Below are 11,220 nucleotides of genomic sequence, written 5' to 3' on the forward strand. Positions count from 1 at the left end.
CATGAAGATGTCAGCAATAAGGACATAAACCGTGGCTACTGATCAAAACGGCGATCTGCTGATCAACAACGACGGGGCGGCAGCCCTCGATGAGCACGAGCAGAAGAGCTCGGCGCTGGGCTTCCTGTCCAACACCGACGTGCTGCGGCAGATCACCCTGATCCTGGGGTTGACCATCTGTCTGGCCATCGCCGTCTTCATCCTCTTGTGGGGCAAGGAGCCGGAGATGCGTCCGCTCGGCACCTTCAGCACCCAGGAGCTGGTCTCCACCCTCGACTATCTGGATCAACAGAAGATCCCCTATCAGGTCGAGGGCAAGAGCGTGCTGGTCAGCGCCGAGAAATATGCGGACATCCGGCTGGGCCTGACCCGTGCCGGTCTGGCCGGCAACAATGATGTCAGCAACGATGGCGAGTCCATCCTGCTCAAGGACTCCAGCTTCGGCGTCAGCCAGCGCATGGAGAACGAGCGCCTCAAGCTCAGCCGCGAGCGCCAGCTGGCCAGCGCCATCGAACAGTTCCAGAACGTGGCCAAGGCCCAGGTGCTGCTGGCCATTCCCAAGGACAACGTGTTCGCCCGCAACGAGCGCAAGCCGAGCGCCACCGTGGTGCTGAGCCTGAGAGGCAGCGCCCTCGGTCAGGGAGAAGTGGACTCCATCGTCGACATGGTGGCCTCCGCCGTGCACGGTCTGGAGCCGACCCGCGTTACCGTGACCGATCAGAACGGTCGCCTGCTCAACTCCGGCTCGCAAGACCCGCTCTCTGCCCAGACTCGCAAGGAGTTTGCGATGCAGCAGAAGCAGGAGCTCGAATACAAACAAAAAATTGACGCCATCCTGATCCCGGTGCTGGGAGCCGACAACTATACGGCCGAGGTGGATCTCTCCCTCGACTTCTCCCAGCAGGAGCAGACCCGCAAGACCTACAATCCGGACTTGCCTGCGGTGCGCTCCGAGATGACGGTGGAAGAGAACAGCGCCAATGGCAGCAATGGCGGCGTGCCTGGTGCACTCACCAATCAGCCCCCTGCCGCCTCCAGCATTCCCGAACAGGCCGCCGGCGCTGAAGGGGGAACCGGCTCTTCCGGCCGCTCCCGCAAGGAGGCGACCCGCAACTTCGAACTGGACACTACCGTCAGCCACATCCGGCGCCAGCAGGGCGGCATCCGCCGCATGACGGTGTCGGTGGCGGTGGATTACAAGGCCACTCCCGGTGCTGAGGGGGCCGTCACTCGCGATCCCCGCAGCCAGGCCGAGCTCGATACCCTGCGCCGTCTGCTGAGCGGCGGCCTCGGCTTTGACGTGACCCGGGGAGATACCCTGGAGGTGGTTGCCATTCCGTTCAACCGCCCCGAGCTGGAAGCCGTGGCCGACATGCCTATCTACGAGCAGCCCTGGTTCTGGCGCGCGGTGCGCATCGCCGCCTCGGTGCTGGTCATCATAGTGCTCATCGTCACCGTGGTGCGGCCCATGCTCAAGCGCCTGCTCTACCCGGATGCCAAGCCGGAAGGGGAGCTGGACTTCGACAACCACACCGTGCTAGGTGGCGACGACGAGCTGAGCCTGCTGGCGGCCCAGGCCGAGGCCGAGCCGGTGTTCGGCCTGCGGGATGGCCAGCTCAAGCTGCCTGATCTGCACCGTGACGAGGACCTGCTCAAGGCCGTACGCGCCTTGGTAGCGAATGAACCAGACCTGGCCGCTCAGGTCATCAAAGAATGGGTAACGAACCGAGATGCCTGAAGAGAAGAAAAACCAAGTCACCGGTAACGACATCACCGAAAGCCAGCGCCAGATCCTGGATCAGATGGGCGGGATGGAGATGGCGGCGGTCTTGATGCTGAGCCTCAACGAGGAGGATGCCGCCCAGATCTTCCGCCACCTCGAGCCCAAGCAGGTGCAGCGGCTCGGCATGTCCATGGCCTCCATGTCGGATTTCAGTCACGACCGGGTGGCGGCGGTGCATCGTCAATTTATCGACGACATCCAGAAATACACCAACATCGGTATCGGCAGCGAAGACTTCGTGCGCAAGGCCCTAGTGGCGGCGCTCGGGGAGGACAAGGCCAGCAACCTGGTGGATCAGATCATCCTGGGATCCGGCGCCCGCGGCCTCGACTCCCTCAAGTGGATGGATGCCCGCCAGGTGGCCAGCATCATCCAGAACGAGCACCCGCAGATCCAGACCATAGTGCTCTCCTATCTGGAGCCGGAGCAGTCCGCCGAAATATTGAGCCAGTTCCCGGAGCAGGTGCGGCTGGATCTGGTGATGCGTATCGCCAACCTCGAAGAGGTGCAACCGGCGGCGCTGCAAGAGCTCAACGACATCATGGAGAAGCAGTTCGCCGGTGCGGCCGGTGCCCAGGCGGCCAAGATGGGTGGCCTCAAGGCGGCCGCCAACATCATGAACTACCTGGACACCAACATCGAAGGCCAGCTGATGGACTCCATCCGCGAGTCGGACGAGGAGATGAGCCAGCAGATCCAGGACTTGATGTTCGTGTTCGAGAACCTCATCGACGTGGACGATCGGGGTATCCAGACCCTGCTGCGGGAAGTGCCTGGGGATCTGCTGCAACGGGCCCTCAAGGGGTCGGACGACCAGATGCGCGAGAAGGTGTTCAAGAACATGTCCAAGCGGGCCGCCGAGATGCTGGCGGACGATCTGGAGGCCATGGGGCCGATCCGGGTCTCCGAGGTGGAAGCCGCCCAGAAGGAGATCCTCTCCACGGCGCGCCGTCTGGCGGACGCGGGCGAGATCATGCTGGGGGCCGGTGGTGGCGAAGAGTTCCTCTAAGCCATGGGCAATGGAATGTGCGATGATGTCGCCCCCTTCGTCCGGCACGCCAGGAGTGTCTTTCGCACATGAATAACAAGAACAGCAAGCTGCGGGGTTATGTCAGACCCGAGACGGACGAGACCCGGGTAGAGGCCTGGGGCTGGCCCGAGATGGAGGTCGAATCCGAGATCCAGAGCAATGCCCTGGGGCTCGGCCCTGACTGGTATCGCCAGGAGCAGGCGGACGAGATGCCGCCGGAGGAGCAGCCGGAGGAGCCCACCCCCAGCATCACCGCCGAAGAGGTGGAGGCGATTCGCCAGGCCGCCTGGGAAGAGGGGCTGGCCGAGGGGCGAGAGGCCGGCTTTGCCAAGGGGCTCGAAGAGGGCAAGCTGGAAGGCTTGCAGCAGGGCCATCAGGCGGGCCTGGAGCAGGGCCGCGAAGAGGGGCTGGCCCTGGGCCGCGACCAGGTGGAGCAGGAGATTGCCCACTGGCAGGGGCTCGCCGCCCGCCTCGCCAATCCGCTCCAGGAGCTGGATGGCGCCGTGGAGCAGCAGCTCATCACGCTGGTCCAGCAGCTCGCCCGCGCCCTCATTCGCCACGAGGCCGAGACCTCCCCAAGACTGCTGCTCGAGGCCCTCAAGCAGGGCCTTGCCCTGCTGCCCGCCGCCGAGCAGGGGGTCACCCTGATGCTGCACCCGGACGATGTGGCCCGGGTCGAGCAGGCCTTCGGCGCCGAGGAGTGTGCCCGGCGCCACTGGCGGCTGCAAAGCGATCCCACCCTCTCCCCGGGGGATCTGCAGCTGGCCACCGAACTCTCCAGCATCGATCTGACCCTCACGGGGCGCATCGAGCAACTGCTGCGAAACTTCCTTCGTGACAATGCAGGCTGACATATTGTCCCGCTCTGGCACAGGGGAGCCAGGCTGCTGCGCACTCTCTCCCTTCGCGGTAATGCCGGCTGACACTCTTTCCCCTTTCTCTCTGGAGGCGCGATGACCGCATCCCTGCTCAGTCGACTGCAAGGCTACCGGGTCCGCGATCTCGCTCCCATACCGCCGGTGGCGGGCAAACTCACCCGGGTGGTGGGGCTGACCCTGGAAGCCATCGGCTGCCGCGCCGCCATCGGGGCCCTCTGCCGCATCGACACCCAGGACGGCGTGCTGGAGGCCGAAGTGGTGGGCTTCTCCGGCGATCGGCTGTTTCTGATGCCGAGCGAGCAGCTCAAGGGGGTCATTCCCGGCGCCCGTGTGGTGCCCATCACCGAGGATCACGGCATCCCCGTGGGCATGAACCTGCTCGGCCGGGTCATAGATGGCATAGGTCAGCCCCTGGACGGGCTGGGGCCCATCATCTCCTCCCAGACGGTGCAGTTCGCCCAGCATCGCATCAACCCCCTGGCCCGTCGTCCCATCCATGAGCCCATGGATGTGGGGGTACGCGCCATCAACGCCGTGCTCACCGTGGGACGGGGTCAGCGGATGGGGCTGTTCGCCGGCTCCGGGGTCGGCAAGTCGGTGCTGCTCGGCATGATGACCCGTGGCTCGGTGGCGGACGTGGTGGTGGTGGGCCTCATCGGCGAGCGGGGCCGGGAGGTGAAGGAGTTCATCGAGGAGATCCTCGGCGCCGAGGGGCGCGAGCGCGCCGTGGTGGTGGCGGCGCCGGCCGATGCCTCGCCGCTGATGCGGCTCAAGGGGTGCGAGACGGCGCTCGCCATCGCCGAGTATTTCCGCGAGCAGGGGCTCAACGTGCTGCTGCTGATGGACTCCCTCACCCGCTACGCCCAGGCTCAGCGCGAGATCGCCCTGGCGGTGGGGGAGCCGCCGGCCACCAAGGGCTACCCGCCCTCGGTGTTTGCCAAATTGCCGGCGCTGGTGGAGCGGGCCGGCAACGGCAGCGACGGCCAGGGCTCCATCACGGCCTTTTTCACCGTGCTGACGGAGGGGGACGACCTGCAGGATCCCATCGCCGACGCGGCGAGGGCCATCCTGGATGGCCACATAGTGCTGGCACGGGAGCTGGCGGATGCGGGCCACTACCCGGCCATCGACATCGAAAAGTCCATCAGCCGGGTCATGCCCATGGTGACCTCACCTGAGCACATGGAGCTGGCGCGCGCCTTCAAGCAGTTCTACTCCCTCTATCAGCAGAACCGGGATCTCATCACCATAGGCGCCTACAGCCAGGGATCGGATCCGCGCATCGACAGGGCCATCATTCAGAAACCCTATCTGGATCAGTTCTTGCAGCAGAAGATGCGCGAGGTCATTCACTACGACGAAGGCCTGCAATCCCTGCAGCTGGTGGCCATGCCGCTGATGCGTTAACCGGTGGAGAGCCCTTATGAGTAAAGGATTGACGTTGCTGGCGGGCCGGCTGCTGGAGGCCGAACAGCAGGCCGCCATGGCGCTGGCCAAGGCCCAGCAGGATCTCAAGCTGTTCATGGATCAGCAAAACGCCCTCAACCAGTACCGCCAGATCTATCACCAGCAGTGGACGGATCGCGGCCTGCAGGGGATCACGCCCCAGCAGAACAGCCAGTATCACGCCTTCATCAACAAGCTGGAAAATGCGGCGACCCAGCAGTACCAAGGGGTGCTGCAGGTGCGCGAGGCGCTGGCCCAGTGCCGTACCCAGTGGCTCGAAGCCCAGCAGCGGCGCAAGGCCGTCGAACTGCTGCTCGAGAAGCAGGCGGGACGAGCGCAGCTGAAGGCCCAGCGTCAGGAGCAGAAGATGCTGGACGATTACGCCATACTGCGACGCTATCATCATTCTGGCCTGTAACTTGCTTTCTATTGCCAACACAGGCTAAGACGCCGCCTCCGTCCCTGGATGTGCGGTCATCACAGGATTGTCGTCAGGGATCCCAGCATGATACAGACCCAGTTAAACCTAGCGCCCAGTCAGGCAGTCCCTGCCGACGGCGCCCTGTCGCCCTCGCTCCTCGCCGGGGGGGAAGGAAAGGATCTGTCGCTGGCGGACGGCAAGGCCGCATTTGCCGATGCCATGGCCAGGGCCCAGCTGGTGGGCCAGGAGCCATCGGCCAGTCAAGGGGGTGACGACGCCCAGGTAGTGACCACCCCGGATGCCAAATCTTTGGCGTCTGCCGAGGCAACGGGCAGTCAGGAGGGGGCCAGCAAGGCGCCCTCTGAGGAGACCGAGCTTCCCCCCGAGGATTTTCTGCAGCAGCTGCAGGCCTCCCTCAGGCAGGATGTCAGCCTGGTGGTGCCCCCTGCCTTGCCCCCCCAGGAGGTGACGGCGACCGTAGACGGCAATGACTTGCCGCCCGAGTCGCATCCCGTGGCACAGGCTGCAGGGCCTGTGATGGCGGGGGCGGCGCCTGCTTTGCCGGTGGCGGTTGATGGGCAGGGCGCAGAGGCGCTCCCCCTTGAAAATGAAGAGAGCGGGCTCGCCGCTGACAAGGCACCCGTCGCCGCAGGCAAGGGCCAGCCCTCGGAGCCGCAGCAGAGCGAGCAGGCCACTGCCGAACACAGCACGGCGGCGCCCAAGGCCGGTCAGCCGGCGGCCGCGGTGGCGACTGAACCCTTGTCCGGCGAGGCGCGAGCGGCCCTGCTTGCCAAGGTGGTGGCCGGTGAGGCCGCCCCTGTGCAGGCGAACCAGGGCTCGGTGGTGGCCGGTGAGGCTGCCCCTGTGCAGGCGAGTCAGGGCTCGGTGGCGGGCGGGCAGCCATCCGGGCCAGTTTCCCATGACGAACAGATCACCGCGGCCTCCGCAACCACCGCCAGGGCCTTCGACGCCGGCGTGGTCAGGGTGGAACCCCAGGGCGCGGCCCAGGCCACGCCAGAACCTGGCACTGCCGGTGGCGAGGGCGACAAGGCGAGCTCGGCTGGTGACGCCCGGGAGGCCAAGCCAGGCGCGGCCCCCAGAGCCGAGACGGCGGCCAGTGGCACCACTCCCCAGCCCGCTCCATCCAGCCCGGACCCCGTGCTGACGGCGCCCCAGCAGACGCTGGCGCGTCACGAGTCCCAGGGGCCGCAAGCCTCGCTGACGGCGCTCTCGGCCGGCATCCAGCAGATGGAGGCCGAACCCGCTGTGGCCGTCGGAGCCGCCGTGGACCTCAAGCCGGCGGCGCAGAAATCCAGGCTCGATGAGCTGGGCAAGCAGCTCGGGCTGGAGGTCAAGGGCACCGAATCGAGCGAGGGAAGCCAGCCGCTGCAGCATGCTCAGAGCAGCGATGGCAAGCCGGCGGCCGAGGTGAGCGCGCGGCGGGAGCCCCAGAGCCTGCCGCACCTAAAGCTGGCCACCCCGGAGGCGCCAGCCCAGTTGCACCAGAAGGTGAACCTGATGCTGGCGGACAAGCTGCAACAGGCGGAGATCCAGCTAGACCCCCTGGGCCTTGGCAAGATGAAGATCCAGATCCAGCTGGATGCCTCCAGCCAGGCCAGCGTCCACTTCGTGGTGCAGCATGGCCAGACCCGGGAGATGCTGGAGCAGGCCATGCCCAGGCTGCGGGACATGCTGGCGGGGCAGGGGATCCAGCTCGGTCAGACTGTGGTGCAACAACAGGCACAGCAGCAGGGGCAACAGCAGCAGGGACAGCCGCCATCACAGGGCCAGTCTGGCTTCGGCGGTCAGGGTCAGCAAGGGGGAGGCTTTGCCGGTGGCGACCAGTCGGAGGGGGAGGGCAGGGCCCGTACCCTGAGTCTGCTGGTGGAATCGACAAACGATGCCGGAATTGATTTCTATGCTTGATGCCTGCCCGAGTAAGTTTATGATACCGAACAAGTTTGAGACTAGGGTGGACAAGGGATGGCAGACGATAACGAACTGACGCTGAAGGACCCGGCGGCGGCCAAGAAAAAGAAGCTGATCATGATAGTCGCCCTGGTCGTCATCCTCCTGGGTGGCGGCGGGGCCGGTGCCTGGTTCATGTTTGCCGGGTCGGACGAGCCGGCGGCCGACACCGCCGAGGCCAAGCCCGAAGCCAGTGCGCCCCAGCCCTCCCTCTATGTGGGCATGCCGCGCCCCTTCGTGTTCAACGTGGCGGGCGGGCAGCGGGATCGGCTGGTGCAGATCAAGATCCAGCTGATGGTGCGCGGGGCCGCTGACGAGACCCTGGCGAAACAGAACATTCCCCTGATCGAAGGGACCCTGCTGCGGGTCTTCAGCGCGGCCACCGCCGAGCAGCTGATGACCTTCGAGGGCAAGGAGAAGCTGCGTCAGGATTCATTGGAAGAGTGTCGCCGGGTCCTGAAGGATCTGGTCTCTTCCCCCGTAATAGAACAAGTGCTGTTTACCGGCTTTGTCATGCAATGAAAGGTGAAGCGTGAGCGATCTGTTAAGTCAGGACGAGATTGATGCCCTGCTGCACGGTGTCGATGATGTCGAAGAGGAAGAGCTAGGGGCGGCCGGGGATCCCGGTATCGCCCAGTTTGACTTCTCCTCCCAGGACCGCATCGTCCGTGGCCGCATGCCGACCCTGGAGCTGGTGAACGAGCGGTTCGCCCGTCACATGCGCATCAGCCTGTTCAACATGATGCGGCGCACCGCCGAGGTGTCGATCAACGGCGTGCAGATGCTCAAGTTCGGCGAGTACGTGCACACCCTGTTCGTGCCGACCAGCCTGAACATGGTGCGCTTCCGCCCCCTCAAGGGGACGGCGCTCATCACCATGGAGGCGCGTCTCGTCTTCATCCTGGTGGAGAACTTCTTCGGCGGCGACGGCCGCTATCACGCCAAGATAGAGGGGCGCGAGTTCACCCCCACGGAGCGGCGCATCATCCAGATGCTGCTCAAGCTGGTGTTCGAGGACTACAAGGATGCCTGGGCGCCCGTGATGGACGTCGGCTTCGAATACCTCGACTCGGAAGTGAACCCGGCCATGGCGAACATCGTCAGCCCCACCGAGGTCATCGTGGTAAGCTCCTTCCACATCGAGTTGGATGGCGGTGGCGGCGACTTCCACGTGGCCATGCCCTACTCCATGCTCGAACCCATCCGCGAGTTGCTGGATGCCGGGGTGCAGAGCGACAAGGGTGACACCGACGTGCGCTGGAGCAAGGCCCTGCGCGACGAGATCATGGACGTCAAGGTGGAGCTCAAGGCCAAGCTGCTGGAGACAGAGCTGACCCTGCGCGAGCTGATGGAGCTGCAACCTGGCGACATCATCCCGGTGGAGATGCCGGAGAACCTGCTGGTCTTCGTGGAGGACCTGCCCACCTTCCACGCCAAGATGGGGCGCACCAAGGAGAACGTGGCGCTCAAGATAGTGGACAAAATCAAGCGCCCTGACGGAGTCAAGACAGAGATGCATCTGGTGACCCGGGGGGGCGTGCGCATCGATGGCGAGGCCGAGCTGGAAGAGCTCGAGCGCAGCATCGCCGATAAACAGCCCTAACAGACCCGTCGCCAGCGACCTGGGTCAAGAAGCAGCATGAGGAAGTGAAGATGAGCGGAACCGATGACGAGCAGGATCTGATGGCTGACGCCTGGGCTGCCGCGCTGGAAGAGCAGGTGACGGCCGAGGCCAAGCCCGCCCCCCTGGAAGAGCTGAAGGACGACGCCCCCATCAGCGCCGAGGAGCGGCGCAAGCTGGACACCATTCTGGACATCCCGGTGACCATCGCCATGGAAGTGGGGCGCAGCCAGATCAGCATCCGCAACCTGTTGCAGCTGAACCAGGGCTCTGTCGTGGAGCTGGATCGGGTGGCGGGCGAGCCCCTGGACGTGCTGGTCAACGGCACCCTGATCGCCCACGGCGAGGTGGTGGTGGTGAACGACAAGTTCGGCATTCGCCTGACCGATGTCATCAGCCAGATAGAGCGCATTAAGAAACTCAAATGATCCGTGCTCTCGCTCTGATACTGTTTGCCGCCCCCGCACTGGCCAACCCTGGCAACCCGGGGGCGGGCGCCACTCCCCCCAGCATCACCTCCTGGCTGCTCTCCAGCCTGATGGTGATCGGCCTTATCCTGGTGCTGGGCTTCCTGCTCAAGAAGAGCAAGCTCACCCAGGTGATGGGGGGCGGTCAGATGAAGGTCATCGCCACCCTGCCGCTCGGCTACAAGGAGAAGCTGATGGTGGTCAAGGTGGGCGAGCAACAGCTGCTCATCGGGGTGACGCCGCAGCAGGTCAACTTCCTCTATCGCCTGGAAGAGCCCCTGGACGAGCGTCAGCCCCAGGCCTTCTCCCAGCAGCTCGGCAAATTGATGGGCAAGCATGAAAAAAGTTAACTGGATCGGGGGCCTGGGCCTGCTCTGCGTGCTGCTGTCGCCCCTGGCGATGGCCCAGGACGGTATGTCGGCGCTGACGGTCAAGACCATGGCGGATGGCAGTCAGGAGTACAGCCTGACCCTGCAGGTGCTGGCGCTGATGACCGCGCTCTCCTTCCTGCCGGCCATTGTCATCATGATGACCTCCTTCACCCGGATCATAGTGGTGCTCGGCATCCTCAGACAGGCCATAGGCCTGCAGCAGAGCCCGTCCAACCAGGTGCTGATCGGCATCGCCCTCTTCATGTCCTTCTTCATCATGTCCCCGGTGCTGGATCGCATCAACGAGGAGGCGCTGCAGCCCTATCTGGCGGAGACCATAGGGCCCAAGGAGGCGCTGGAGAAGGCCGAGCTGCCCATTCACCAGTTCATGCTGGCCCAGACCCGGGTCAAGGATCTCAACACCTTCATGGAGATAGCGAACGTGCAGGTGGAGAAACCTGCCGATGTGCCGCTGCGGGTGCTGATCCCGGCCTTCGTCACCAGCGAGCTCAAGACCGCCTTCCAGATAGGCTTTATGCTGTTTCTGCCCTTCCTGGTCATCGATCTGGTGGTGGCGAGCATACTGATGGCCATGGGGATGATGATGCTGTCCCCCATGCTGGTTTCCCTGCCGTTCAAGCTGATGCTGTTCGTCATGGTGGATGGCTGGAACCTGATCCTGGGGTCGCTCGCGACCAGCTTCGGGCTGGGGGCGGGGTGATGGTGCTGTCCTCCAATCCAGGTCTCCCTGCCGTTCAAGCTGATGCTGTTCGTCATGGTGGATGGCTGGAACCTGATCCTGGGGTCCCTGGCGACCAGCTTCGGGTTGGGGGCGGGGTGATGCCGTCCCTCAAGCTCATCCCGGTGTCCCTGGCCAGGCTGGCCGGGACGGGCGGTTAAGCCGCGCAAGGAGCACGAACATGAGTCCTGAAACCTTTGTCGACGTATTCCGCGAGGCGCTCTGGCTGGTGACCATCATGGTGTGCGCCGTGATCCTGCCGAGCCTGATGGTGGGGCTGGTGGTCGCCATCTTCCAGGCCGCCACCTCCATCAACGAACAGACCCTGAGCTTCCTGCCCCGTCTCGTGGTCACCCTGCTGGCCCTGGGGGCCGGTGCCCACTGGGGCTTGCAGAGCCTGATGGACTTCTTCCAGCTGATGGTGAGCCAGATCCCCGAGGTGGTCGGCTGATGCCAGTGTCGGCATTTGCGACCGTCAGGCTGCCGATGACGACCC

At 64.7% G+C, this 11,220-nt stretch carries 11 protein-coding genes and 1 pseudogene; all 12 read left to right on the forward strand.

What is annotated here, in order from left to right; translation table 11 throughout:
* Positions 1–31 precede the first annotated feature (31 nt).
* The 12 genes and pseudogenes from fliF (at position 32) to fliQ (ending at position 11,175) form a co-directional block, all read left to right on the forward strand.
* On the forward strand, positions 32–1,738 hold the full coding sequence (fliF, locus tag AAHB08_RS00250; RefSeq protein ID WP_342057764.1) for a flagellar basal-body MS-ring/collar protein FliF: 1,707 nt from the start codon (positions 32–34) through the stop codon (positions 1,736–1,738).
* Positions 1,731–2,792 carry a flagellar motor switch protein FliG gene (gene fliG / locus AAHB08_RS00255; protein ID WP_139435536.1) on the forward strand — a complete coding sequence of 354 codons (1,062 nt, stop codon included), beginning with the start codon at positions 1,731–1,733 and terminating at the stop codon, positions 2,790–2,792. The genes fliF and fliG overlap by 8 nt, the downstream gene beginning before the upstream one ends.
* Positions 2,793–2,860: 68 nt before the next feature.
* Complete coding sequence (fliH, locus tag AAHB08_RS00260) at positions 2,861–3,664, forward strand: flagellar assembly protein FliH (protein ID WP_247625809.1); 804 nt, start codon at positions 2,861–2,863, stop codon at positions 3,662–3,664.
* A 102-nt stretch (positions 3,665–3,766) separates the two neighbouring features.
* A complete protein-coding gene (gene fliI / locus AAHB08_RS00265; RefSeq protein ID WP_139435531.1) occupies positions 3,767–5,098 on the forward strand; it encodes a flagellar protein export ATPase FliI in 1,332 nt (443 codons plus the stop codon).
* A gap of 16 nt (positions 5,099–5,114) precedes the next feature.
* A complete protein-coding gene (gene fliJ, locus AAHB08_RS00270; RefSeq protein ID WP_139435529.1) occupies positions 5,115–5,555 on the forward strand; it encodes a flagellar export protein FliJ in 441 nt (146 codons plus the stop codon).
* A gap of 87 nt (positions 5,556–5,642) precedes the next feature.
* Complete coding sequence (locus AAHB08_RS00275) at positions 5,643–7,484, forward strand: flagellar hook-length control protein FliK (protein WP_342057765.1); 1,842 nt, start codon at positions 5,643–5,645, stop codon at positions 7,482–7,484.
* 57 nt (positions 7,485–7,541) lie between these two features.
* On the forward strand, positions 7,542–8,048 hold the full coding sequence (fliL, locus tag AAHB08_RS00280) for a flagellar basal body-associated protein FliL (protein ID WP_171268714.1): 507 nt from the start codon (positions 7,542–7,544) through the stop codon (positions 8,046–8,048).
* Positions 8,049–8,058: 10 nt separating this feature from the next.
* Positions 8,059–9,129 carry a flagellar motor switch protein FliM gene (gene fliM, locus AAHB08_RS00285; RefSeq protein ID WP_042650084.1) on the forward strand — a complete coding sequence of 357 codons (1,071 nt, stop codon included), beginning with the start codon at positions 8,059–8,061 and terminating at the stop codon, positions 9,127–9,129.
* Between the two features lie 50 nt (positions 9,130–9,179).
* Positions 9,180–9,575 (forward strand): flagellar motor switch protein FliN, encoded by a 396-nt coding sequence (fliN, locus tag AAHB08_RS00290; RefSeq protein ID WP_025326247.1) that lies wholly within the window; start codon positions 9,180–9,182, stop codon positions 9,573–9,575.
* Positions 9,572–9,964, forward strand: coding sequence for a flagellar biosynthetic protein FliO (gene fliO / locus AAHB08_RS00295; RefSeq protein ID WP_342057766.1), 393 nt, complete (start codon positions 9,572–9,574; stop codon positions 9,962–9,964). Before fliN ends, fliO begins: the two co-directional genes overlap by 4 nt.
* Positions 9,951–10,826 (forward strand): annotated as a pseudogene (gene fliP / locus AAHB08_RS00300) (flagellar type III secretion system pore protein FliP). The gene fliO and the pseudogene fliP overlap by 14 nt, the downstream one beginning before the upstream one ends.
* Positions 10,827–10,905: 79 nt before the next feature.
* Positions 10,906–11,175 (forward strand): flagellar biosynthesis protein FliQ, encoded by a 270-nt coding sequence (gene fliQ / locus AAHB08_RS00305; protein ID WP_010673927.1) that lies wholly within the window; start codon positions 10,906–10,908, stop codon positions 11,173–11,175.
* Positions 11,176–11,220: the final 45 nt, after the last annotated feature.

Source organism: Aeromonas sp. OTU364 (assembly GCF_038440395.1).
Taxonomy (GTDB): domain Bacteria; phylum Pseudomonadota; class Gammaproteobacteria; order Enterobacterales; family Aeromonadaceae; genus Aeromonas.